Below are 23616 nucleotides of genomic sequence, written 5' to 3'. Positions count from 1 at the left end.
ATTTCCCTGCATAAAGCTGGTCAAGTGCGTCTCTCATCGCTAGAATTGCGCACTTTTTGACCAGAGACGCCACTAGCGCCCGTCAGTCGCCTTGCCGTCCTCGGCTGGAGGCGTCACAAATACCGAGGTTAGACATGTCCACCACTCCTGCGCCGGCCAATCCAAAGGTTGGCTTCGTATCCCTGGGTTGCCCGAAAGCACTGGTCGACTCCGAGCGCATCCTTACCCAGCTGCGCATGGAAGGCTATGACGTTGTGTCCACTTACGAGGACGCCGATGTCGTGGTGGTCAACACTTGCGGCTTCATCGATTCGGCCAAGGCTGAATCCCTGGAAGTGATCGGCGAAGCCATCAAGGAAAACGGCAAGGTCATCGTGACCGGCTGCATGGGCGTCGAAGAAGGCAACATTCGCAAGGTGCACCCAAGCGTATTGGCCGTGACCGGTCCGCAGCAGTACGAGCAGGTGGTCAACGCCGTGCACGACGCCGTGCCGCCGCGCCAGGATCACAACCCGCTGATCGACCTGGTGCCGCCGCAAGGCATCAAGCTGACCCCGCGCCACTACGCCTACCTGAAGATTTCCGAAGGCTGCAACCACAGCTGCAGCTTCTGCATCATCCCCTCGATGCGCGGCAAACTGGTCAGCCGCCCGGTCGGTGATGTGCTGGACGAGGCTCAGCGCCTGGTCAAGGCCGGCGTCAAAGAGTTGTTGGTGATTTCGCAAGACACCAGCGCCTACGGCGTCGACGTGAAATACCGCACCGGTTTCTGGAACGGCGCGCCGGTGAAAACCCGCATGACCGAACTCTGCGAAGCCTTGAGCACCCTCGGCGTCTGGGTTCGTCTGCACTACGTTTATCCGTACCCGCACGTCGACGAGCTGATTCCGCTGATGGCCGCTGGGAAAATCCTGCCGTACCTGGACATCCCGTTCCAGCACGCCAGCCCGAAAGTCCTGAAAGCCATGAAACGCCCGGCGTTCGAAGACAAGACCCTGGCGCGCATCAAGAACTGGCGCGAAATCTGCCCGGACCTGATCATCCGTTCGACCTTCATCGTCGGCTTCCCCGGCGAAACCGAAGAAGACTTCCAGTACCTGCTGAACTGGCTGACCGAAGCGCAACTCGACCGCGTCGGCTGCTTCCAGTACTCGCCGGTCGAAGGCGCACCGGCCAACCTGCTGGACGCGGCCATCGTGCCGGACGACGTCAAGCAAGACCGCTGGGACCGCTTCATGGCGCACCAACAAGCGATCAGCTCGGCACGCCTGCAAATGCGCGTCGGCCGTGAAATCGAAGTGCTGGTCGATGAAGTCGACGAGCAAGGCGCGGTCGGCCGCTGCTTCTTCGATGCTCCGGAAATCGACGGCAACGTATTCATCGACAACGGCAGCAACCTGAAACCAGGCGATAAAGTCTGGTGCAAAGTGACCGACGCCGACGAATACGACCTGTGGGCTGAACAGATCTAAACGCAAAAAATACAAAAAGCCCCGCTCTCTTGACGAGATGCGGGGCTTTTTTACGTCTATCGTTTTGTGAGAGAAGAACTCGCGTCATCCACGCAACAGAGGCCAGCGGGCATGCGCCAACACTCGGTCATTCACACACCGAAACAGAGCGACTACGAAGAACTCACCCAAGTGTGGGAAGCCTCGGTGCGCGCCACCCATGACTTTCTGCCCGACAGCTACATCGACCTGCTGAAGAATCTGGTGCTGACCCGCTACCTCGACGCGGTGATGCTGATCTGTACCAAAGACTCACGCCAGCGCATCACCGGGTTCGCCGGCGTGGCGGCGGGCAAGATCGAAATGCTCTTCATCGACCCGGCGCATCGCGGCAAAGGCCTGGGCAAGCAATTGCTGCGCTATGCCCTGGAACACCTGAACGCCGATGAGCTGGACGTCAATGAGCAGAATCCGCAGGCCTTGGGATTCTACTTCAAGCAGGGTTTTGAGGTGATCGGTCGCTCCGAGCACGACGGTATGGGTCAGCCGTATCCGTTGCTGCACATGCGTTTGCGTCAGTCTCAACAACTGACGCGTAATGGTTAATGGCTGACCCAACACAGAACAATGTGGGAGCTGGCTTGCCTGCGATGCAGACGACGCGGTCTGTCTGTCAGGCCGCAGCGATGCTATCGCAGGCAAGCCAGCTCCCACAAAAAGCCGTACAGCGCAAATGGAGCCGGGATTAACCGGCGTCCAGCAGGTACAATGCCCACCCCTTTTTTGTTACGGCCCTGTCATGACTGACCCGATTCGTCTCTCCAAACGCCTCATCGAACTCGTCGGCTGTTCCCGTCGGGAGGCTGAGCTGTTCATCGAGGGCGGCTGGGTCACCGTGGACGGCAAGGTCATCGACGAGCCGCAGTTCAAGGTCGACACCCAAAAAGTCGAGCTCGATCCCGAAGCCAAGGCAACCGCGCCGGAGCCGGTGACCATCCTGTTCAACGTCCCTGCGGGCATGGACGCGGAAACGGCCATGGCGACCATCAGCGCCGAGACCCTGAGCGAAGAACACCGCTACGGCAAACGCCCGCTCAAGGGCCACTTCCTGCGCCTGACCGCCAGTACCGATCTGCAGGCCAACGCCAGCGGTCTGTTGGTGTTCACCCAGGACTGGAAGATCCTGCGCAAACTCACTGCCGATTCCGCCAAGATCGAGCAAGAGTATGTGGTCGAAGTTGAAGGCGACATGGTGGCTCACGGCCTCAACCGCCTGAACCACGGCCTGACCTACAAGGGCAAGGAACTGCCGCCGGTCAAAGCCAGCTGGCAGAACGAAAACCGCCTGCGTTTTGCGATGAAGAACCCACAACCGGGCGTCATCGCCCTGTTCTGCCAGGCCGTAGGCCTGAAGGTTGTCGCCATCCGCCGCATCCGCATTGGCGGCGTGTCCATCGGCAAAGTGCCGTTGGGGCAATGGCGTTACCTGTCCGGCAAAGAGAAGTTCTAAGACTTTTCACGCCGCCACACATTTTGGCGCCGCTGTTTATGCGGCGCCCACTGCTGAATATCAGGATTGCACACCATGATTCATAACGACGTACTGCGCAGCGTGCGCTACATGCTCGACATCAGCGACAAGAAAGTCATCGAAATCATCAAGCTCGGCGGCATGGACGTGGCCCTGGAAGACCTGGTGACGTACCTCGACAAGAAAGAGGAAGACGAGGAAGGCTTCGTACGCTGCCCGGATGAAGTCATGGCGCATTTCCTCGACGGCCTGGTGACCTTCAAGCGCGGCAAGGACGAAAGCCGTCCGCCGCAGCCGATCGAAGTGCCGGTGACCAACAACATCATCCTGAAGAAACTGCGTGTGGCTTTCGAACTGAAAGAAGACGACATGCACGCCATCCTCAAGGCCTCCGAGTTCCCGGTGTCCAAGCCTGAGCTGAGCGCGCTGTTCCGCAAGTTCGGCCACACCAACTACCGCCCGTGCGGCGACCAGTTGCTGCGCAATTTCCTCAAGGGCCTGACCCTGCGCGTGCGTCCGCAGTAACGCGTGAAGCAGATCTGACCTGTAGGAGCTGTCGAGTGCAACGAGGCTGCGATCTTTTGATCTTCGCTTTTAAAAGCAACATCAAAAGATCGCAGCCTCGTTGCACTCGACAGCTCCTACAGGGCTATATGGCCGCTCATTCCTCGCAATAATAGTGGCTCCGCTTCCGGCGGCTGACGACTAGGGTGTAATGACCCTCAGCTCTCAGGATTCGCCATGCACCCGTACTTTTCCCTGCAAGGCCGCACCGCCCTGGTGACCGGCGGCACCCGTGGTATCGGCAAAATGATCGCCAAGGCCTATGTCGAGGCCGGTGCCACCGTGTACGTCTGCGCCCGGGATGCCGAAGCCTGTCAGCAAACGGCTGATGAGCTGAGCGCATTCGGTCGTTGCCACGGCATGGCGGCCAACCTGGCCACCGAAGAAGGCGTACTTCAACTGGCTACGCGACTGGGCGAGCAGATCGGTCAGCTGGATATTCTGGTGAACAACGCCGGCACCACGTGGGGCGCGCCGCTGGAGAGCTACCCGGTCAAGGGCTGGGAAAAGGTCATGCAGCTGAACGTGACCTCGGTGTTCAACTGCATCCAGCAGTTTTTGCCACTGCTGCGCAAGGCCGGTTCGGCAGCGAATCCGGCGCGAATTATCAATATCGGTTCAGTGGCGGGCATTTCGTCCTTCGGCGAGCAGGCTTATGCCTACGGGCCGAGTAAAGCGGCCCTGCATCAACTGTCGCGGATTCTGGCGCGTGAGTTGGTGAGCCAGCACATCAACGTCAACGTCATCGCGCCGGGGCGTTTTCCGAGCAAGATGACTCAGCACATCGGCAATGATGAGCAGGCGCTGGCCGACGACACGGCGTTGATTCCGATGAAACGCTGGGGCCGGGAAGAAGAGATGGCGGCGCTGGCAATCAGTCTGGCGAGTACGGCCGGTGCTTACATGACCGGGAATATCATCCCGTTGGATGGTGGGTTCAGTCTCTGACCTTCTCCTGATGATCGTTCCCACGCTCCGCGTTCCTTCCAAAGCCGAACGCAGAGCGTCCGTTGAGGCATTCCCACGCAGAGCGTGGGAACGATCAATGAGTGTGAGTGAATCGGGTTACCACTTCATCTCGCCCTTGGCGACTTTCGCGCTCAGTTCAAGAGAGCTTTCTTCACCCAGCGTCGGGTAGCGTTTTTTCATCGCGGCGATCAGCGCAGCAGCGTGTTTGGCCTTGGCGGTTTCTTCGTCGAAGGCCTTGATGTAATCGGCGGTGAACTGCACGGCGGCCAGCGAACGGGCGCTCTCACCGAGGTAATGACCCGGCACGATAGTTTTCGGTTTCAGGGTTTCAATGGCGTGCAGCGTGGTCAGCCAATCGGCGTGGGACTGCGGCGTCTGGGTGTCGGCCATCCACACGTGAATGTTTTCTGCGACGACGACACCACCGACCACAGCCTTGATCGACGGAATCCACACGAAGCTGCGATCCGGCTGCTTGCCGTCCAGCCCCACCACCTGCAACTTCTGCCCTTCGAGCATCAGGCTGTCGCCCTTGAGCACCTCCGGCACGATGGTTTTGGCCGGTACATCGGCGCCCATTTTCGGCCCCCAGAACGCCAGTTTGCCGTCGACGGTGTTCTGGATGTGGTCCACGGTCGGCTGCGAGGCGAGCACTTTGGCGTTGGGGAATGCGGCAGTCAGGGTATCGAGGCCGAAGTAGTAATCCGGGTCACCGTGGCTGATGTAGATGGTGGTCAATTGCTTGCCGCTGGCGCGGATCTTTTCGACCACTTGCTCGGCCTGGGATTTGCCAAATTGCGCATCCACCAAAATCGCGTCTTTCTCGCCACTGACCAACACCGAGGTCACCGGGAAGATCGCCTTGTCGCCCGGGTTGTAGACGTCCAGGGTCAGGGTTGAGGCTGCCGCTGCGTGGACGGCGAAACCGAAGGTGGCGGTGGCCAGCAAAATACGTTTAAGCGAGGTGAAGCCGATCATCTGTTGCTCCGTTGTCCGAATGCCGTGTTTGGCGATGGGACAGAGCTTAGTTGCATGACTCAGTACAAAAAATGCGATGCTGGAACATAGTTTGTTTCTGAAAGCGGGCAAATCATGGATCGTCTACAAGCAATGCGGGTGTTCATCACGGTGGTTGACCTGGGCAGCCAGTCGGCCGCCGCCGATCACCTGGACCTGTCTAGGCCGGTGGTTTCGCGCTATCTGGCGGAGCTGGAAGATTGGGTCGGCGCACGCCTGATGCACCGCACCACGCGCAAATTGAGCCTGACCGCCGCTGGCAGTGAAATCCTGCCTCGATGTCGGCAGATGCTCGATTTGTCCACGGACATGCAGGCCGCCGTCAGCGAACCGGACGAGGCACCGCGCGGGATGTTGCGGATCAGTGTCAGCACTTCGTTCGGCCAGGCACAACTGGCGGATGCCATGGCCGCTTACGTCAAACGTTATCCCGGCGTCAGCATCGACCTGCAGATGCTCGACCGCACGGTAAACCTGGTGGATGAGCGTATCGATCTGGCCATCCGTACCAGCAATGACCTGGACCCGAACCTGATCGCGCGACGGCTGACGGTCTGCCGTTCGGTGATCTGCGCCTCCCCTGCCTATTTGCTCGAACACCCGACACCGCTGCGGGTCGAGGATCTGAGCCAGCACAACTGCCTGACCCATTCCTACTTCGGCAAAAGCCTCTGGCACTTCGAGGAGGACGGTGAGCAAGTCTCAGTGCCGGTACAGGGCAACATCAGCGCCAACGAAGCCAGTACGTTGTTGCGCGCCGCGATGGCCGGTGCTGGCGTGGCGATGCTCCCCAGTTATCAGGCCGGCGTGCATATCCACAGCGGCGAACTGATCCGCCTGCTGCCCCATGCCGAACCCCGGCAAATGAACGTTTACGCGGTGTATGCCTCACGCAAGCACATGCCGGCGGCGTTGCGCAGCATGCTGGACTTTCTGGTGCTCAGATTCCCCGAAGAGCCGGAGTGGGATATCGGCCTGTAACCGGATCGAAAAATGTGGGAGCGAGCAGGCTCGCTCCCACAGAGGGTTGATCGTTCCCACGCTCCGCGTGGGAATGCCTCAAGGGACGCTCCGCGTTCCAGCTCTCGAAAGGGACGCGGAGCGTCCCGGGCTGCATTCCCACGCGGAGCGTGGGAACGATCAGGGAGACCGCGTTGCTGGCAACTCACTGGCGCTGACCTATGCTCAAAGTAGTACCGAAGGGTATTCGTTCAGAGGTCAACGCCATGAACATCAAAACAAGAAGATACCTCGCGATTTTCATCACCTGCGCGGCCACGCTCGCGCTGTATGGCACCGCGGCTTGGCGCGTCGAGCAGTTGCGACAACAGCCCCGTGAATACGCAAGCTGCAACTTCGAACGCTGCATTCCCCACAACGCGACCCTCAACGCCCTCCGGTAACGAACACGCTGTGGCGAGGGGATCAGGCCCCGTTGTCCTGATCGGCCTTCAAGCGGTCGCGAAATGCCTTGGGCGAGATCCCCACTCGACGCCGGAACAGGCGCGTGAAGTTGGTCGGATCAGAGAACCCCAATACGTCGGACATTTCATAAATGGTCATGCTGGTGTAGGTCAGCAAACGCTTGGCCTCCAGCAACTGACGTTCGTGCATGATCTGCAACGCCGGTTGTCCCGCCAGCTCACGGCAGGTGCCGTTGAGGTGAGACACGGAAATCCCCAGCCGATGCGCCAGGTCCTCGACCTTGACGTGCTGGCGATAGGTCTCTTCCACCAGTTGGATAAAACCGTTGAGGTATTCCCGGGCACGCTGCGGACGCTGGCTGGCGTTGCGGCGGGAAATCACTTGGCGGCTGACCCACACCATGATCACGCTGACCAGCGAATGCATGAGCATTTCGCGAGCCGGCTGGTGGCCGGTGTATTCGTCTTGCAGCGCTGAAAACAGGCTGTTGAGGTATTCGCCTTGCTCGCCCGCCGGATAGCTTTCGGCCTGGGCCAGTGCGTTCACCGAGTTACCCAATTGCGCCTGAAGATGAGCAACCAGCGGCGCGGCAAGGGTCACGACAAACCCTTCGACGTCCTCGGAAAACCGATAGCCATGCACCGATAACGGCGGCAAGACCAGGATCGCCGGCTCGGTCAGTTGCGTACGTTTGCCTTCGATTTCAAGCTCTGCCTGACCTTTGAATACGAAGAGCAACTGGCACAAGTCGGCGTGGCGATGGGGTTTGATTTCCCATTGGTGTTCGCGGCTGCGTTTGGAAATGGTTTCACAGTGCAGCAAGTCCGGGGTCGGCCAATCCAGGCTTTCACCGTAGAGCTTGAACACTGGAATCGAAGGTAGGTCAGGCTTGTTCATCACTTCAATCCAGGCCTCAGGGTAGACGGGCGATAATCGCACCGATTGGCAGAATGTACAGGTATCGGCTCAGTTTTCCCCTTCAATTGACAGACCCGCGAGAGAAAAATGCAAGCACTCGATCCATAAAAATAATTCACCGGCCTTGGTCGCGTGAAGCTTGCGAGTCATAAAAACAATGAAAATGCTGAAAACCCAAATCGCCATCATCGGCGCCGGTCCGTCCGGTTTATTGCTCGGCCAATTGCTGCACAACGCCGGCATCGACACCCTGATTCTCGAACGCCAGAGCCCGGACTATGTGCTCGGACGAATCCGTGCCGGCGTCCTCGAACAAGGCATGGCAGAGCTGTTGCGCCAAGCCGGCGTGGGTCAGCGCATGGACGCCGAAGGGCTGGTCCATGGAGGCTTCGAACTGGCCCTCGACGGGCGCCAGGTACACATCGATCTGCAAGCCCTGACCGGTGGCAAAACGGTGATGATCTACGGTCAGACCGAGGTTACCCGCGACCTGATGGCCGCTCGTCGGGAGGCCGGTGCGCAGACGATTTACAAGGCAAGCAACGTCGTTCCTCACGGGATGAAAACCGCAGAGCCGTTCGTGACTTTTGAGAAGGACGGCGAGCTGTATCGACTCGATTGTGACTACATCGCCGGCTGCGACGGTTTCCATGGCGTGGCCCGGCAGTCGATTCCTGCCGAGTGCCTGAACGTGTTCGAGCGGGTCTATCCGTTTGGCTGGCTCGGCATCCTCGCTGATACCCCACCCGTGCATGAAGAGCTGGTTTACGCCCGGCATGAGCGCGGTTTTGCCCTGTGCAGCATGCGTTCGGCCACCCGCACGCGCTATTACCTCCAGGTGCCGGCCGACGAGCAGGTCGAGAACTGGTCTGATCAGCGCTTCTGGGATGAACTCAAATCCCGCTTGCCTGAAGCATTGGCTGACAACCTGGTTACGGGGCCTTCCATCGAAAAAAGCATCGCGCCGTTACGCAGTTTTGTCGTCGAACCGATGCAGTACGGGCGGATGTTTCTGGTCGGCGACGCCGCGCACATCGTCCCGCCCACCGGCGCCAAGGGCCTGAACCTGGCGGCCAGCGACGTCAGTACGCTGTTCAATATTCTGCTGAAGGTTTACCGGGAAGGCCGTGTGGATTTGCTGGAGAAATACTCCGAGGTTTGCCTGCGCCGGGTGTGGAAAGCCGAACGGTTTTCCTGGTGGATGACCTCGATGCTGCACCGCTTTGACGATAACGACGCCTTCAGCCAGCGGATTGCCGAGTCGGAACTGGGGTACTTCGTCGACTCCGAGGCCGGTCGAAAAACCATTGCAGAAAATTACGTCGGCCTTCCATACGAGGCTATCGAATAGCCTGCTACCGATTTACACTGGCGAGCATCCCCGCTCGCCTTGCTCCTTGCGGGTCAATCACCGTCCGCAGGTTCCAACCCGTGACCAATCTCAACCAGCCTGAAACGCCCAAACCGGCCATTCGCAGCGTGTTGATCGCCCTGATGCTGGCAATCTTTCTGGGCGCGCTGGACCAGACCATCGTCGCCGTGTCGATGCCGGCCATTTCCGCACAATTCAAGGACGTCAGCCTGCTGGCCTGGGTGATTTCCGGCTACATGGTGGCGATGACGGTGGCCGTGCCGATCTACGGCAAACTGGGCGATCTGTACGGTCGCCGCACGTTGATGCTGTTTGGCATGGGGTTGTTCACGGTCGCTTCGTTTTTCTGCGGCATGGCCCAGAGCATGGAGCAGCTGGTGCTGGCGCGGATCGTTCAAGGCATCGGTGCTGGCGGGATGATTTCGGTCAGCCAGGCGATCATTGGCGACATCGTGCCGCCCCGGGAGCGCGGCCGCTATCAAGGCTATTTCAGCAGCATGTACGCCGTGGCCAGCGTGGCCGGCCCGGTACTCGGCGGTTACATGACCGAGTACCTGTCATGGCGCTGGGTGTTCTTGATCAACCTGCCGCTGGGCCTCGGTGCCTGGCTGGTGGCCAATCGCACGTTGGTGGGTTTGCCAATACCGCAGCGCAAACCGATCATCGACTACTTCGGCACGGTGCTGATGATCATCGGCTTGACCGCCTTGCTGCTGGGCATCACCCAGGTCGGCCAGGGCCATTCGTGGCGCAGCGCCGAAGTGCTGGGCCTGCTCGGTTGTGCAGTGTTGGTATTGGCGCTGTTCGTCTGGCATGAACGCCGGGCGCGGGAGCCGCTGTTGCCCATGCATTTGTTCGCCAACCGCAATGCGATCCTGTGCTGGTGCACGATCTTCTTCACCAGTTTCCAGGCGATCTCGCTGATTGTGTTGATGCCGCTGCGCTTCCAGAGCGTGACCGGCGCCGGGGCCGACAGCGCCGCACTGCACCTGTTGCCGCTGGCGATGGGTTTGCCGATTGGCGCGTATTTCGCCGGCCGCCGAACTTCGGTGACCGGGCGCTACAAGCCCATGATCCTGACCGGCGCCCTGCTCATGCCGATCTCGATTCTCGGTATGGCGTTCAGCCCTCCCCAGGCCTTTGTGCTCAGTAGTCTGTTCATGTTGCTCAGCGGAATCGCTAGCGGCATGCAGTTTCCGACATCCCTGGTCGGTACGCAGAACGCGGTGCAACAGCGGGATATCGGTGTCGCTACCAGCACCACCAACCTGTTCCGCTCACTGGGCGGCGCGGTGGGTGTGGCGTTGATGTCGGCACTGCTGCTGGCGTTGTTGCAGGACTCAAGTTTCGCCCACCTGGCCGGTTCTTCGATGATTGCCGAGGGCAGTTCGGGGAACGTCTTGCTCGATGGCTTGAACGCCGCGCCGGGGGATGCGCAGAACGCCTTGCGTGCTGAGCTGTTGCTGACGTTCCGGCATTTGCTGATGGTCAGTGCGGCAGTGTCGCTGCTGGGGCTGGCGGCGGCGGTTGCCATGCCGAACATGCTATTGCGGGGGCGCGAAGATAAAGTCCGATAACCCCGCCGACTGATCGTTCCCACGCTCTGCGTGGGAATGCAGCCAGGGACGCTCTGCGTCCCAAGAGCGGACGCAGAGCGTCCATTGAGGCATTCCCACGCAGAGCGTGGGAACGATCATGTTCAAGGGCTGTAATACCCGACAGCCACCAGAAAATGCCCGACCTTTTTCAGGTAGGCATGCTTGTCCTCGACCTTGCCAGTCACCGGGTTTTTCCAGCGGTATTCGTATTCGCCGTTGTCCTGCCTGGCCATCAGCGCCAGGATCGGTTCCCCAACCGGTTTGCCTTCCGGGTCCTTGATCTTGCTGAAATCGGTATTGATCAACCGCAGGTTGGTGCCATGGGCGACATAACGCTGGTTATCCAGGTCGACGACGAAGACGTACAGGTCATCCTGCAAGTAACCGCCCTTTAGGGAATTGATGGCCGTGAGCGTGCCCTTCTCGTCCTTGGCCAGATCGGCCGCCGCTTTGTTCAGCAACGCCATTGCCTGTTCCGCTGAGGCCCGTGGCAAGTAGTAACCGACCGCCAGGATCCGCTGACCGACGCGCTGGTAGAACACATGCTTGCGTTCGACCTTGCCGTCGGACCAGTTCTGCCAGCGGTATTCGGCCTGCTGGATGCCATTGCCTTCCGGCACTTTCAAGGCGTCTTTGAAGGCCTTCTCCAATTCCGGCCCGAGCACTTCGGACACATCACGGCCAATCAACGCCGAAGAAGGTCCGCCGCTGGCAAGCATCACGCCTTTGGTGTCGACCACGAACACGTAACGATCCTTGTCGACAAACTCGCCCTGACGGCTGAACGCAGCGAAGGCTTTGTCGCCATTGTCGTGGTAGTACGCCAAGGCTTTTTCCAGCAAGGCTTTGGCAGCCTGGCTGTCGTCCTTTTCCGTGCCGGCGGCTTGAACCTGGCCCAGGCACAGCAAAAGCATCACGCCCAGCAAGGCCAACCTATGCAAGAAACCCATTGCGCATCCCTCGTTCTTGTTGGTGTTTCAAGAGCGTAGACGGCTTGGGGATATGTACGAATATTCAGGAAACAGTGGCGAAGGGCTTTTGTGGCGAGGGAGCTTGCTCCCGCTCGGCTGCGAAGCAGTCGCAAATCGGGCACCGCGGATTATCTGAAGGACCGCAGCGAAGGGATTTGGGGCGGCTTCGCCACCCAGCGGGAGCAAGCTCCCTCGCCACAAAGAGCACACCTCGCCACGGGTGTTCAGCATCCGGACTATTGCCCCCGGGCGCGCAGCTGTTGCTGCAGATTCTGGATCTGCGCCTGAAGGGAGTTGATGGTGCGGGTGACCTGGCTACGGAAAGCGTCGAATTCGGCAGTATTGCTTCCGCCGGCCGGGCGATTGTCCTGTTGGCTTTTGAGGATAATGACTTCCTGCTCCAGGCGCTCGATGGCGGCGCTCGGGTTGCCTTGTTTCTTCAGGGCAACGATGTCCGAGCCAAGGCTTTTAAGTTGCGCGTCGAATTTGTCGGTGTCCGCCGGGTTGGCTTTCAGCACGGCGACATCGCTATTCAAGACTTTGACCTGCGCCTGCAATTGAATAGTGGCGGTCTGTTGTTCAGTGCCTTGCTCGGTTATCTGCGCCAGGCGCTTATCCAGTTCGGTGGTCTGTGCACTCATCTGCGCCAGACGCTTGTCCAGCTCCGAAGCCTGGCCGACAACGCCCTGCTGCTGTTTGCCTTGATCCTGGAGCTTGCTTTCCAGCTGCTTGATTTGCAGCTTCAAGGCTTCGCTGTCGCTGGTGACGTTGGTCTGACTGGCGACAACCTTGCCGGAAATGTCCTGCAAGCGCCCCGCCGCGTCCTCGCTGATACGCGCGAAACTTTCCTGGGTCGCCACCAATTGCTGTTCCATCAGCGAGAGCTGCTGAAAGCTCCACCAGGCCAGGCCTGCAAACGCAAAGAACAAGGCGCCGACCAGCGCCCACAGCGGGCCAGTGCTCGGGCTTTTGACTTTGACCACGGGCGTGGTACGCGAATGCACGGAGGTGCGAGCGGTGGTCGGAAAATCATCGTCGTCGAGGCTGTCGGCACGCAGGCTCGGTATATCGAAGTCGTCGTTGGCATCGTTACGCATGGACATTGAGTCAACCTTTGTGGAACGCGGTGATGGCTTGATGCGGCGCAGTATAACCCCCACGGCCGCATCGATTGACCTTCAACCCGGAACTCGGTTCAGTGTTGCCGCGCCAACCCGGGCGTCAGCGGATGTCCTGGGCCTTCCACCAGCCGCAGAATTCATCGAGGGCGGTCCAGAGACTGACTTTGGGATCGTAGTCCAGATAATGCCGGGCGCGGCTGATGTCCAGGGTGAAATTCTTGTTCATCACCTGCATGCCCAGGCGCGACAGGGTCGGTTCGGGGCGGCCTGGCCACAATTTGCACACGCCCTCGTTGAGCGCTGCAACGGTGTAGGCCAAACCGTAGGAACGGTAGCGCGTGACCTGTGGGACATCCATCTTGCGCATCACGTAATTGACCACGTCCCACAACGGCACCGGCGTGCCGTTGCTGATGTTGTAGGCCTTGCCCAACGCCGAACCGCTGGCCAGCAAACTGCTGAGCAACGCTTCATTGAGGTTTTGCACGCTGGTGAAATCAACCTTGTTCAGGCCGTTGCCGATGATCGCGAGCCGTCCTTTGCGCTGCATTTTCAGCAACCGCGGAAAGATGCTCATATCGCCGGCCCCGGTCACGAATCGCGGGCGCAAGGCCAGGGTTTCGAGGCCGAACTCCTGAGCGCCGAAAACCTTTTGCTCGGCCAGGTATTTGGTTGCGGCATAGGGATGCTTGAAACGCTTGGGCACCTGTTCTTCAGTTAGCCCCAAGTGATCACGGCCATCGAAGTAGATCGACGGCGAGGACAAGTGCACCAATCGCCGAACCCGCTGCTTCAGACAGGCCTCGACCACGTTTTCGGTAACCTGCACGTTGCCTTGATGAAAGTCCTGATAACGCCCCCACAAACCGACCGCACCGGCGCAATGCACCACGGCTTCGACGTCTGAGCACAGATCGCGTGCCAGTTCCGGGTCGCCCAAGTCGCCCTGGATGAACTCGGCGCCACGGCGCACCAGATGCTCCACACTTTCGGCCCGGCGACCGTTGACCCGCACGTCCAGGCCCTGCTCCAGGGCAAAACGCGCAAAGCGCCCGCCGATGAAGCCGCTTGCGCCGGTAACCAGAATCTTCATGAATTGCTCCGAATATTTCGTTTTGCGTTTTGCATATGCGTAAGACGTGAGGTCTTGACGCTGGCCGTCAGTCCAACGGCACCAGCCATTGCTTCGACGAATGCACCAATTGATCGGTGAGCAACCCCAGCAACTGACCGCCATTGCGCCAATGATGCCAGTACAACGGCACATCGATCGGCTTATCAGGCAACAGCTCTACCAATACGCCGCGTTCCAGTTGCTCGCGCACCTGCAGTTCAGGCACCAGGCCCCAACCGAGTCCCGCTTCCGTGAGACGGATGAAGCCTTCGGACGAGGGGCATAGATGGTGTTCGAATCCGCCATCGACGCCGAGGGACGCGAGGTAGCGATGCTGTAGGAAATCGTCCGGGCCAAACACCAACGCGGGGGTTTTCGACAACAGATCGGCGCGCACGCCTTCAGGAAAATGCCGGGCGATAAATGCCGGGCTGGCCAACGCTCGATAACGCATGGCGCCCAATAACACGCTACGCGCACCCGCCACCGGACGCTCGCTGGCGCAGATGCACGCGGCCACTTCACCAGCGCGCATGCGTTTGAGGCCCACCGTCTGGTCTTCGACGACCAGATCCAGCAGCAGGTGTTGCTCGGCGCAGAAATCACTGACGGCTGCGGCCCACCACGTGGCGAGGCTGTCGGCATTCAAGGCGATGCGCAGACGTTCCGGCAGACCTTCTTCATCGAGTGCCGGCACCAGTGTCTGCAAGTCCCGTTCAAGTAAACGCACCTGCTGCACATGGTTGAGCAGCCGTCGGCCGATTTCGGTCGGGGCCGGCGGAGTCACCCGCACCAGCACCGGTTGGCCGACCCGCGCCTCCAAGAGTTTGATGCGCTGGGAGATCGCCGATTGCGACAAGCCGAGCACCTGAGCCGCACGTTCGAACCCGGCCTGCTCGACCACCGCGGCCAAGGCAGAAAGCAATTTATAGTCGAACATCAGTTTTCCTAATGAGCGATCAGCATGATTGGTTTTTCTTATACAGCCTGACACCCGAGAATGGCCAGCAACAACTCTTCAACAAGGATCATCAACATGGCTGGCGAAACTTCATTGGCAACTTTGCTGCGCAGCATGAGCCCGCAACTCAACGCCGGCGAATACGTGTTCTGCACCCTGCGCGACGGCAAGCTGCCGGCAGGCCTGGAGATCGTCGGCAGCTTCCGCGAGCAGGAAGGTCTGACGGTGATTCTCGAACGTTCCCACGCCGAGAAGGCCGGTTTCAGTTTCGATTACGTCGCGGCCTGGATCACCTTGAACGTGCATTCGGCCCTCGAAGCCGTCGGCCTGACCGCCGCATTCGCCACAGCATTAGGCCAGGCCGGCATCAGTTGCAACGTGATCGCCGGCTATTACCACGATCACCTGTTCGTCGGTCAGGCCGATGCCGAACGCGCCATGCAAGTGCTGCGAGACCTGGCAGCCAACGCGGAGTAAAAAATATGTGGCAAAGCTATGTGAACGGCCTGTTAGTGGCCGCGGGGCTGATCATGGCGATCGGTACTCAAAATGCGTTTGTGTTGGCCCAGAGCCTTCGGCGTGAACATCACCTGCCCGTGGCGGCGCTCTGCGTGACCTGCGATGCATTATTGGTCGCTGCCGGCGTATTCGGCCTGGCGACGGTGCTGGCGCAGAACCCGACGTTGCTGGCAGTCGCCCGCTGGGGTGGCGCGGTGTTTCTGATTTGGTATGGCAGCCTGGCGTTGCGTCGCGCCTGCTCGAAACAGAGCCTGCAACAAGGTGAAAACCAGACCGTGCGCTCGCTGCGCGCGGTGATGCTCAGTGCGTTGGCCGTAACGCTGCTCAACCCGCACGTTTATCTGGATACCGTGCTGTTGATTGGCTCTCTCGGCGCCCAACAAACCGAGCCCGGCGCTTATGTCGTCGGCGCGGCCAGTGCGTCGTTGCTGTGGTTTTTCACCTTGGCGCTCGGCGCGGCGTGGCTGGCGCCGTGGCTAGCGCGGCCAAGTACCTGGCGTATCCTTGATCTGTTGGTGGCGGTGATGATGTTCACAGTGGCCTTTCAATTAATCGTCGCCTCCTGATTATTCCAAAAGGCTAAGGGGATGCCCTCACTAAATGACGGTCGCGCCGCCGCCCCGCAAAGCGCAAGACTAGGCGTGAGGAGCGAGGTTTGGTGGTCCAAATGAGCGACGAACAACGACGGATTGCGCTTTGCGGGGCGACGGCCCTTCGGGTTGGAGCTGTGATCGTGCCATGCGGCGTTGCGGGACTTGAAGAGGCAAAAAGCATCCTCTTCGTCCCGCGCCTTGCCTGGCACGATCACAGTTCCAACGCGATCCGTCATTTAGTGAGGGCATCCCTTTGAACCTCTATCCCACACAGTTGTTGCGTGGTTATGCCGCCCCCCCGGTGCTATGATCCGGTCCGATGCGCCGCAAAGAGTACAAACTCCCCGGCGCTTGTCTGGCCGCCCGTGATCGGCCTTGCGCTCACCGCAACTGACCTGATTAGGAGAATCATCATGGCTTTCGAATTGCCGCCGCTGCCTTACGCACACGATGCCCTGCAGCCGCACATTTCCAAGGAAACTCTGGAATACCACCACGACAAGCACCACAACACCTATGTCGTGAACCTGAACAACCTGGTGCCAGGCACCGAGTTCGAAGGCAAGACTCTGGAAGAAATCGTCAAATCTTCCTCGGGTGGCATCTTCAACAACGCCGCTCAAGTCTGGAACCACACTTTCTACTGGAACTGCCTGGCACCAAACGCCGGCGGTCAACCAACCGGCGCACTGGGCGACGCGATCAACGCAGCCTTCGGTTCGTTCGACAAGTTCAAGGAAGAATTCAGCAAGACTTCCATCGGCACCTTCGGTTCCGGCTGGGGCTGGCTGGTGAAAAAGGCTGACGGTTCCCTGGCCCTGGCCAGCACCATCGGCGCCGGCAACCCGCTGACCAACGGCGATACCCCGCTGCTGACCTGCGACGTCTGGGAACACGCTTACTACATCGACTACCGCAACCTTCGTCCAAAATACGTCGAAGCGTTCTGGAACCTGGTCAACTGGAAATTCGTGGCTGAGCAGTTCGAAGGCAAAACCTTCACCGCTTAAGATCGATGCCCAAGAAAAAACCCGGCTTAGGTCGGGTTTTTTTATGGGCGGTGGAAATGTGGTGCCTGGGCGGCCGCCTTCGCGAGCAAGCCCGCTCCCACAAGGACACCGCTGTACCTGTGGGAGCGGGCTTGCTCGCGAAGAACGATGACGCGGTAGAACTGACTGAACGCCTAGTCCTGTGGGTCGACGATATCCAAAGCCCTATTCACGGCAAGGTCCGCCAACATGACGATCTGCGCAATGGCCAACGCCGTACTGCGCTGGGAGCCGCTCAGGTTGGTGGCGAAATCGCTGGCCAGAACACTTGCCGAGGCCAATGACTCACAGGCGTGGGCCAGGAGGGTTTCGGTGTCCATGTCGGGGGCGATCATGAACATGGTTCTGGGATTATTGGATTGGGTGGTGTTGAAGGGGGGATCGGGGATTAATTTATCCACTTACATTTCCTTTTGAGTTTAGAGCCATCGATTCCCGATCTCACTCGAAAAAGAGGTGGCAGCTATGTGCAGGGTGAGATCACCGGCAAAAGGAACCCGGCCGGACCGAAGTCCGCCCGCACACAGCCGCCATAAAGCAATTGCTGACAGCCTGGAGCTGGCGGCAATTATGGAGGGCCTAGCGCTGGTTTCCAATTGCTTAGACGGGGATCTCACACCCGATCGCTGATTTTCAGCGACAGCCAAAAGGTTATTGAACCCGCTTCCTACGGGCAACCTGAAAACCTCGTGGGAAAGGTCTGGTTTTTTTACCGCTGTTTCAACGAACGCATCCGTTGCCTTTGCGGCCGCCATCGCGGGCAAGCCATGCTCCTACAAAAGCAAAAAAGCAAACCTGCATGCACTCGCCGTAAGGGGGAAACCCTAAGTGGCCGTTACCGTAGAAATGAATATGTACACCAGCAGAAACCAGGCCGATTTCCCACAATGAAACCAGACTTCAGCCCCTTGCCCCAACGCCACAGCCGTCTAACATCAACCAAACGGAAAATATGTCCCGAGCCCCCTCAAGTTGAAGACCCCGACAACCGACACAGTACGAATAGCCAAACACTCCTAACCACAGCATTTCAGCCAAGCTACAAACAAAACCCCATGGGATTGATTGTCCCTTTGACTGCCATCACCGGATTGCCAATACTCATGGCAACTTGACGCTACCCGCACGGAACAAGGAATGACTCTTTGAAGCTGGAACTCAAGAACAGCTTGTCGGTGAAGTTGCTCCGGGTCGTGCTCCTTTCGGCATTGATCGTAGGCGTGGTCTTGAGCTGCGCGCAGATCGTTTTCGATGCCTACAAAACGCGCCAGGCCGTGGCCAGCGATGCCCAGCGCATCCTCGACATGTTCCGCGACCCCTCGACACAGGCCGTCTACAGCCTGGACCGGGAAATGGGTATGCAAGTGATCGAAGGCCTGTTTCAGGACGACGCTGTGCGCAAGGCCTCCATCGGCCATCCCAACGAAGCCATGCTCGCGCAAAAGTCTCGCGAGCTGCAGCACTCCGACAGTCGCTGGCTGACCGACCTGATCCTCGGCAAGGAACGCACCTTCACCACCCAACTGGTGGGTCGCGGTCCTTACAGCGAGTATTACGGCGACTTGAACATCACCCTCGACACCGCCACCTATGGCCAGGGCTTCATCGTCAATTCGGTGATCATCTTCATCTCCGGCGTGTTGCGTGCGATGGCCATGGGGCTGGTGCTGTACCTGGTCTATCACTGGCTGCTGACCAAGCCGCTGTCGCGGATCATCGAACACCTCACGGAAATCAATCCGGATCGCCCCAGCGAACACAAGATCCCGCTGCTCAAGGGGCATGAAAAGAACGAATTGGGGATCTGGATCAACACCGCCAACCAGTTGCTCGAGTCCATCGAGCGCAACACCCATTTGCGTCACGAAGCGGAAAACAGCCTGCTTCGCATGGCCCAGTACGACTTCCTCACTGGTCTGCCGAACCGCCAGCAACTACAGCAGCAACTGGACAAAATCCTGGTAGACGCCGGCAAGTTGCAGCGTCGCGTCGCGGTATTGGTGGTTGGCCTGGACGACTTCAAGGGCATCAACGAACAATTCAGCTACCAGACCGGCGACCAACTGCTGCTGGCCCTGGCCGATCGGCTGCGAGCGCACAGCGGACGCCTTGGCGCCCTCGCCCGCCTCGGCGGCGACCAGTTCGCCCTGGTTCAGGCCGACATCGAACAACCCTACGAAGCGGCCGAACTGGCCCAAAGCATTCTCGATGACCTGGAAGCGGCATTTGCCCTCGATCATCAGGAGATTCGCCTGCGCGCCACCATCGGCATCACCCTGTTCCCCGAGGACGGTGACAGCACCGAGAAACTGCTGCAAAAAGCCGAGCAGACCATGACCCTGGCCAAGACTCGCTCGCGCAACCGTTATCAGTTCTATATCGCCAGCGTCGACACCGAGATGCGCCGCCGTCGCGAGTTGGAAAAAGACCTGCGCGACGCCTTGGTCCGTGGCCAGTTCTACCTCGTCTACCAGCCGCAGATCAGCTATCGCGATCACCGGGTGGTGGGTGTCGAGGCGCTGATTCGCTGGCAGCATCCCGAGCACGGGCTGGTTCCGCCGGACTTGTTCATCCCTTTGGCCGAGCAAAACGGCACCATCATCGCCATCGGCGAATGGGTGCTGGATCAGGCGTGCAAGCAACTGCGCGACTGGCATGACCAGGGTTTCGTCGACCTGCGCATGGCGGTGAATCTGTCCACGGTGCAGCTGCACCACGCCGAGTTGCCACGGGTGGTCAACAACCTGCTGCAGATGTATCGCCTGCCACCGCGCAGCCTGGAGCTGGAAGTCACCGAAACCGGCCTGATGGAAGACATCAGCACGGCCGCCCAGCATCTGCTGAGCCTGCGCCGCTCCGGTGCGCTGATCGCGATCGACGATTTCGGCACCGGTTATTCGTCATTGAGCTATCTGAAAAGCCTGCCGCTGGACAAGATCAAGATCGACAAGAGCTTCGTTCAGGACCTGCTCGATGACGACGACGACGCGACCATCGTTCGGGCCATCATCCAGTTGGGCAAGAGCCTGGGCATGCAGGTGATTGCCGAGGGCGTGGAAACCCCCGAGCAAGAGGCCTACATCATTTCCGAGGGCTGTCACGAAGGTCAGGGCTATCTCTACAGCAAGCCGCTGCCGGCGCGGGAATTGAGTGCGTATCTGAAACAGGCCCAGCGCAGTAACGCGGCTATTTTGTAGAAGATCAAAAGAACGCAGCCTCGTTTCACTCTGTAGCAGCTGTCGAGTGAAACAAGGCTGCGTGCTCTTGATCCACGACACAACTCCCCCCTGAATAAGAAATATTTCCAGGTACAACCCTTTACAGATAATGCGAAAGATTTGCATTATGTCGCAGTTTTGCGCGCTTGCTGCGCCTTCAACCCCCTCTCGAAGCAGGATGTTCGCCATGATTCGTATGCCTCTGGCTACCGCCAGTCTGTTGGCCATCGCTATTTCCCTCGCCGGTTGTGGCGAAGGCAAAGACAAAGCTGTCGCTGCGCCGGCCGCCAGCACCACGGCCCCGGCTGTTGCACCCGCCGCTGTCAGCAAAGTCGACGAAGCCGCCGCCAAAGCCGTTGTCGCGCATTACGCCGACATCGTCTTCGCCGTCTACAGCGATGCCGAATCTACCGCGAAGACCCTGCAATCCGCCGTCGACGCCTTCCTCGCCAAGCCGAACGCCGACACCCTGAAAGCGGCCAAGGCTGCCTGGATCGCTGCCCGCGTTCCTTACCTGCAGAGCGAAGTGTTCCGCTTCGGCAACACCATCATCGACGACTGGGAAGGTCAGGTGAACGCCTGGCCACTGGACGAAGGCCTGATCGACTACGTCGACAAATCCTACGAGCACGCACTGGGTAACCCGGGCGCCACGGCCAACATCATCGCCAACACCCAGGTTCAGGTCGGCGAAGACAAGATCGACGTGAAAGACATTACCCCGGCAAAACTCGCGAGCCTGAACGAGCTCGGAGGTTCCGAAGCTAACGTTGCCACCGGCTACCACGCCATCGAATTCCTGCTCTGGGGCCAGGACCTGAACGGCACCGGCCCTGGCGCCGGCAACCGTCCAGCTTCCGACTACCTGGAAGGCAAAGGCGCAACCGGCGGGCATAACGATCGTCGCCGCGCTTACCTGAAGTCCGTGACCCAACTGCTGGTCAGCGACCTGGAAGAAATGGTCGGTAACTGGAAGCCTAAAGTGGCCGACAACTACCGCGCCACCCTGGAAGCCGAGCCAGCTGAATCCGGCCTGCGCAAAATGCTGTTCGGCATGGGCAGCCTGTCCCTGGGCGAACTGGCGGGCGAGCGCATGAAGGTTTCCCTGGAAGCCAACTCGCCGGAAGACGAACACGACTGCTTCAGCGACAACACCCACAATTCGCAGTTCTACGATGCCAAAGGCATTCGTAACGTGTACCTGGGCGAATACACCCGCGTCGACGGCACCAAAATGACTGGCGCCAGCCTGTCGTCCCTGGTAGCCAAGGCTGACCCGGCTGCCGACACCGCGCTGAAAGCCGACCTGGCGGCGACCGAAGCCAAGATGCAGGTCATCGTCGATCACGCCAACAAGGGTGAGCACTACGACCAGTTGATCGCCGCCGGCAACACCGCTGGCAACCAGATCGTCCGTGACGCTATCGCTTCCCTGGTCAAGCAGACCGGTTCGATCGAAGCCGCCGCTGGCAAACTGGGCATCAGTGACCTGAACCCGGACAACGCTGATCACGAGTTCTGATCAACGCTGAATAAAAAGGCGACCCTCGGGTCGCCTTTTTCATTCCTGATTTTTGAGTGCCGATCGTTCCCACGCTCTGCGTGGGTATGCAGCCCGGGACGCTCCGCGTCCCATCCAGAGCCGAACGCGGAGCGTCCGTAGAGGCATTCCCACGCAGAGCGTGGGAACGATCAGTGCGCTACATCAACCAAACGATAATTCCTCTTATTCAATCTCCCCTGCCCTGTTAGACTTTGCGCCCTTGTTTTGCTCGTCTTGCAGGATGTCTGATGCCCTCGCTGCCTCTTCGCTTGTCCGCACTGTTGCTGGCCCTGGGCCTGAGTGCCTGCGATGACGTCCCGCGTTTTACCGAGGCCGAACCCGGTGAAGCCCGGTCCGGTGGCAGCGCAACCGTGCGCAAGACCGATCAGAACGCATTTTCCCTGCCGTCCGCCAACCTGCCGCCGTCACGGCGCGTGGATTTCAGTGTCGGCAACAGCTTTTTCCGAAATCCCTGGGTGATCGCCCCGTCGACCACCACCGCCCGGGATGGCCTTGGCCCGCTGTTCAACACCAACGCTTGCCAGAACTGCCACATCAAGGACGGCCGCGGTCATCCGCCCACGCCTGATGCACAGAACGCCGTGTCGATGCTGGTTCGCCTGTCGATTCCCGATACGCCAGCGTATGCCAAAGTGATCGAGCAACTCGGTGTAGTCCCGGAGCCGGTCTACGGCGGACAATTGCAGGACATGTCCGTGCCGGGTGTCGTGCCGGAAGGCAAAGTGCGCGTCGATTACACGCCCGTTCCGGTTCGCTTCAAGGACGGCACCGAAGTCGAGTTGCGCAAGCCGACGTTGCAGATCACCCAGCTCGGCTACGGCCCGATGCACCCTGACACGCGTTTCTCGGCCAGGGTCGCACCGCCGATGATTGGCCTGGGCCTGCTCGAAGCGATCCCCGACGAGGCGATCCTGGCCAACGCCGAGGCTCAGGCAAAAGACAAAAACGGGATCGCCGGACGCCCGAACCGCGTCTGGGATGACGCGCAACAAAAAACCGTTCTCGGGCGATTCGGCTGGAAGGCCGGCCAACCCAACCTTAATCAACAGAACGTTCATGCGTTCTCCGGCGATATGGGCCTCACAACCCGTCTGCGCCCCGTCGATGACTGCACCGACGCGCAAACCGCTTGCAAGCAGGCGCCCAACGGCAATGGCGCCGATGGCGAGCCGGAAGTCAGCGACAACATCCTGCGTCTGGTGCTGTTCTACAGCCGTAACCTCGCCGTCCCGGCCCGCCGTGATGTCAGCGCCCCCGAGGTGCTGGCCGGCAAAACTCTGTTTTTCCAGGCCGGATGCCAGTCCTGCCACACGCCGAAATACACCACTGCCGCCAATGCCGCAGAACCTGAACTGGCCAATCAAGTGATTCGCCCTTACAGCGACCTGCTGCTGCATGACATGGGCGACGGCCTGGCCGACCACCGAAGCGAATTCCAGGCCAGTGGCCGCGACTGGCGCACCCCGCCGTTGTGGGGCATCGGCCTGACGCAAGCGGTCAGTGGCCACACCCGGTTTCTGCACGATGGCCGCGCCCGCAATCTGCTCGAAGCCGTGCTTTGGCATGGCGGCGAAGCCACAGCGGCGCAGCAACAGGTGTTGTCTTTCAATGCCGAGCAGCGCGCTGCGTTGCTGGCGTTCTTGAATTCCCTTTAATACGTA

At 59.7% G+C, this 23616-nt stretch carries 22 protein-coding genes; 15 read left to right on the top strand and 7 right to left on the bottom strand.

From position 1 onward, the window contains the following. The first annotated feature begins 134 nt into the window (after nt 1-134). The 5 genes from rimO to BLW70_RS11230 all read left to right on the top strand — a co-directional run bounded on the left by rimO (nt 135) and on the right by BLW70_RS11230 (nt 4494). Nucleotides 135-1472: a 30S ribosomal protein S12 methylthiotransferase RimO gene (rimO, locus tag BLW70_RS11250; protein ID WP_010462684.1), complete on the top strand. Its 1338-nt coding sequence runs from the start codon at nt 135-137 to the stop codon at nt 1470-1472. 111 nt (nt 1473-1583) lie between these two features. Further along, the gene (locus BLW70_RS11245) at nt 1584-2057 is read left to right on the top strand and encodes a GNAT family N-acetyltransferase (RefSeq protein WP_007907294.1); all 474 of its coding nucleotides are present in this window, start codon (nt 1584-1586) and stop codon (nt 2055-2057) included. Nucleotides 2058-2250: 193 nt separating this feature from the next. Beyond that, entirely contained in the window at nt 2251-2961 is a 711-nt protein-coding gene (locus tag BLW70_RS11240; protein ID WP_074874077.1) for an rRNA pseudouridine synthase, read from the top strand. 75 nt (nt 2962-3036) lie between these two features. Beyond that, complete coding sequence (locus BLW70_RS11235) at nt 3037-3507, top strand: YehS family protein (RefSeq protein ID WP_074874076.1); 471 nt, start codon at nt 3037-3039, stop codon at nt 3505-3507. 216 nt (nt 3508-3723) lie between these two features. Beyond that, entirely contained in the window at nt 3724-4494 is a 771-nt protein-coding gene (locus BLW70_RS11230; RefSeq protein WP_074874075.1) for an SDR family oxidoreductase, read from the top strand. Nucleotides 4495-4611: 117 nt separating this feature from the next. On the opposite strand, the gene BLW70_RS11225 is transcribed toward BLW70_RS11230, so the two are convergent. Further along, nucleotides 4612-5493, bottom strand: coding sequence for an MBL fold metallo-hydrolase (locus BLW70_RS11225; RefSeq protein ID WP_074874074.1), 882 nt, complete (start codon nt 5491-5493; stop codon nt 4612-4614). A gap of 114 nt (nt 5494-5607) precedes the next feature. Here BLW70_RS11225 and BLW70_RS11220 point away from each other — a divergent pair, with 114 nt between their 5' ends. Both BLW70_RS11220 and BLW70_RS30780 read left to right on the top strand, forming a co-directional pair. Further along, nucleotides 5608-6513 (top strand): LysR family transcriptional regulator, encoded by a 906-nt coding sequence (locus BLW70_RS11220; protein ID WP_074874073.1) that lies wholly within the window; start codon nt 5608-5610, stop codon nt 6511-6513. A gap of 245 nt (nt 6514-6758) precedes the next feature. Further along, nucleotides 6759-6935, top strand: coding sequence for a hypothetical protein (locus tag BLW70_RS30780; RefSeq protein WP_162842850.1), 177 nt, complete (start codon nt 6759-6761; stop codon nt 6933-6935). Nucleotides 6936-6957: 22 nt separating this feature from the next. Here the strand turns inward: BLW70_RS30780 and BLW70_RS11210 are convergent, their stop codons facing one another. After that, nucleotides 6958-7854, bottom strand: coding sequence for a helix-turn-helix domain-containing protein (locus BLW70_RS11210; RefSeq protein ID WP_074874071.1), 897 nt, complete (start codon nt 7852-7854; stop codon nt 6958-6960). Nucleotides 7855-8032: 178 nt separating this feature from the next. Between BLW70_RS11210 and pobA the strand changes: the two genes are divergently transcribed. Then, the gene (gene pobA / locus BLW70_RS11205; protein ID WP_074874070.1) at nt 8033-9226 is read left to right on the top strand and encodes a 4-hydroxybenzoate 3-monooxygenase; all 1194 of its coding nucleotides are present in this window, start codon (nt 8033-8035) and stop codon (nt 9224-9226) included. Between the two features lie 80 nt (nt 9227-9306). After that, entirely contained in the window at nt 9307-10824 is a 1518-nt protein-coding gene (locus BLW70_RS11200; RefSeq protein WP_074874069.1) for an MDR family MFS transporter, read from the top strand. Between the two features lie 122 nt (nt 10825-10946). On the opposite strand, the gene BLW70_RS11195 is transcribed toward BLW70_RS11200, so the two are convergent. From BLW70_RS11195 to BLW70_RS11180, 4 genes are all read right to left on the bottom strand, one after another. Further along, complete coding sequence (locus tag BLW70_RS11195; protein WP_074874068.1) at nt 10947-11795, bottom strand: cache domain-containing protein; 849 nt, start codon at nt 11793-11795, stop codon at nt 10947-10949. 257 nt (nt 11796-12052) lie between these two features. Beyond that, complete coding sequence (locus BLW70_RS11190) at nt 12053-12919, bottom strand: ATPase (protein ID WP_074874067.1); 867 nt, start codon at nt 12917-12919, stop codon at nt 12053-12055. Between the two features lie 118 nt (nt 12920-13037). Next, entirely contained in the window at nt 13038-14030 is a 993-nt protein-coding gene (locus tag BLW70_RS11185) for an NAD-dependent epimerase/dehydratase family protein (protein WP_074874066.1), read from the bottom strand. A 67-nt stretch (nt 14031-14097) separates the two neighbouring features. Beyond that, nucleotides 14098-14991: a LysR family transcriptional regulator ArgP gene (locus tag BLW70_RS11180; protein WP_074874065.1), complete on the bottom strand. Its 894-nt coding sequence runs from the start codon at nt 14989-14991 to the stop codon at nt 14098-14100. 96 nt (nt 14992-15087) lie between these two features. Here BLW70_RS11180 and BLW70_RS11175 point away from each other — a divergent pair, with 96 nt between their 5' ends. The 3 genes from BLW70_RS11175 to BLW70_RS11165 all read left to right on the top strand — a co-directional run bounded on the left by BLW70_RS11175 (nt 15088) and on the right by BLW70_RS11165 (nt 17134). Continuing rightward, complete coding sequence (locus tag BLW70_RS11175; RefSeq protein WP_074874064.1) at nt 15088-15489, top strand: ACT domain-containing protein; 402 nt, start codon at nt 15088-15090, stop codon at nt 15487-15489. A 5-nt stretch (nt 15490-15494) separates the two neighbouring features. Continuing rightward, a complete protein-coding gene (locus BLW70_RS11170; protein ID WP_074874063.1) occupies nt 15495-16097 on the top strand; it encodes a LysE/ArgO family amino acid transporter in 603 nt (200 codons plus the stop codon). A 440-nt stretch (nt 16098-16537) separates the two neighbouring features. Beyond that, nucleotides 16538-17134 carry a superoxide dismutase gene (locus BLW70_RS11165; RefSeq protein ID WP_074874062.1) on the top strand — a complete coding sequence of 199 codons (597 nt, stop codon included), beginning with the start codon at nt 16538-16540 and terminating at the stop codon, nt 17132-17134. 173 nt (nt 17135-17307) lie between these two features. Here the strand turns inward: BLW70_RS11165 and BLW70_RS11160 are convergent, their stop codons facing one another. Continuing rightward, the gene (locus BLW70_RS11160; protein ID WP_074874061.1) at nt 17308-17574 is read right to left on the bottom strand and encodes a DUF6124 family protein; all 267 of its coding nucleotides are present in this window, start codon (nt 17572-17574) and stop codon (nt 17308-17310) included. A gap of 744 nt (nt 17575-18318) precedes the next feature. On the opposite strand from BLW70_RS11160, the gene BLW70_RS11155 reads away from it, so the two are divergent. The 3 genes from BLW70_RS11155 (at nt 18319) to BLW70_RS11145 (ending at nt 23610) form a co-directional block, all read left to right on the top strand. Next, complete coding sequence (locus BLW70_RS11155; protein ID WP_074874060.1) at nt 18319-20370, top strand: putative bifunctional diguanylate cyclase/phosphodiesterase; 2052 nt, start codon at nt 18319-18321, stop codon at nt 20368-20370. A gap of 208 nt (nt 20371-20578) precedes the next feature. Next, on the top strand, nt 20579-21913 hold the full coding sequence (locus tag BLW70_RS11150) for an imelysin family protein (protein WP_074874059.1): 1335 nt from the start codon (nt 20579-20581) through the stop codon (nt 21911-21913). Between the two features lie 269 nt (nt 21914-22182). Further along, nucleotides 22183-23610 carry a di-heme oxidoreductase family protein gene (locus BLW70_RS11145; RefSeq protein ID WP_074874058.1) on the top strand — a complete coding sequence of 476 codons (1428 nt, stop codon included), beginning with the start codon at nt 22183-22185 and terminating at the stop codon, nt 23608-23610. Nucleotides 23611-23616: the final 6 nt, after the last annotated feature.

This window comes from Pseudomonas frederiksbergensis (assembly GCF_900105495.1).
In the GTDB taxonomy this organism is placed as follows: domain Bacteria; phylum Pseudomonadota; class Gammaproteobacteria; order Pseudomonadales; family Pseudomonadaceae; genus Aquipseudomonas; species Aquipseudomonas frederiksbergensis.
The sequence above is the reverse complement of the archived record's forward strand: the minus strand, read 5'-3'. Positions and strand labels throughout refer to the sequence as shown.

Coding starts and splice junctions, on each gene's coding strand:
- rimO (WP_010462684.1), top strand. CDS start 135: ATGTCCACCACTCCTGCGCCGGCCAATCCAAAGGTTGGCTTCGTATCC.
- BLW70_RS11245 (WP_007907294.1), top strand. CDS start 1,584: ATGCGCCAACACTCGGTCATTCACACACCGAAACAGAGCGACTACGAA.
- BLW70_RS11240 (WP_074874077.1), top strand. CDS start 2,251: ATGACTGACCCGATTCGTCTCTCCAAACGCCTCATCGAACTCGTCGGC.
- BLW70_RS11235 (WP_074874076.1), top strand. CDS start 3,037: ATGATTCATAACGACGTACTGCGCAGCGTGCGCTACATGCTCGACATC.
- BLW70_RS11230 (WP_074874075.1), top strand. CDS start 3,724: ATGCACCCGTACTTTTCCCTGCAAGGCCGCACCGCCCTGGTGACCGGC.
- BLW70_RS11225 (WP_074874074.1), bottom strand. CDS start 5,493: ATGATCGGCTTCACCTCGCTTAAACGTATTTTGCTGGCCACCGCCACC.
- BLW70_RS11220 (WP_074874073.1), top strand. CDS start 5,608: ATGGATCGTCTACAAGCAATGCGGGTGTTCATCACGGTGGTTGACCTG.
- BLW70_RS30780 (WP_162842850.1), top strand. CDS start 6,759: ATGAACATCAAAACAAGAAGATACCTCGCGATTTTCATCACCTGCGCG.
- BLW70_RS11210 (WP_074874071.1), bottom strand. CDS start 7,854: ATGAACAAGCCTGACCTACCTTCGATTCCAGTGTTCAAGCTCTACGGT.
- pobA (WP_074874070.1), top strand. CDS start 8,033: ATGAAAATGCTGAAAACCCAAATCGCCATCATCGGCGCCGGTCCGTCC.
- BLW70_RS11195 (WP_074874068.1), bottom strand. CDS start 11,795: ATGGGTTTCTTGCATAGGTTGGCCTTGCTGGGCGTGATGCTTTTGCTG.
- BLW70_RS11190 (WP_074874067.1), bottom strand. CDS start 12,919: ATGTCCATGCGTAACGATGCCAACGACGACTTCGATATACCGAGCCTG.
- BLW70_RS11185 (WP_074874066.1), bottom strand. CDS start 14,030: ATGAAGATTCTGGTTACCGGCGCAAGCGGCTTCATCGGCGGGCGCTTT.
- BLW70_RS11180 (WP_074874065.1), bottom strand. CDS start 14,991: ATGTTCGACTATAAATTGCTTTCTGCCTTGGCCGCGGTGGTCGAGCAG.
- BLW70_RS11175 (WP_074874064.1), top strand. CDS start 15,088: ATGGCTGGCGAAACTTCATTGGCAACTTTGCTGCGCAGCATGAGCCCG.
- BLW70_RS11170 (WP_074874063.1), top strand. CDS start 15,495: ATGTGGCAAAGCTATGTGAACGGCCTGTTAGTGGCCGCGGGGCTGATC.
- BLW70_RS11165 (WP_074874062.1), top strand. CDS start 16,538: ATGGCTTTCGAATTGCCGCCGCTGCCTTACGCACACGATGCCCTGCAG.
- BLW70_RS11150 (WP_074874059.1), top strand. CDS start 20,579: ATGATTCGTATGCCTCTGGCTACCGCCAGTCTGTTGGCCATCGCTATT.
- BLW70_RS11145 (WP_074874058.1), top strand. CDS start 22,183: ATGCCCTCGCTGCCTCTTCGCTTGTCCGCACTGTTGCTGGCCCTGGGC.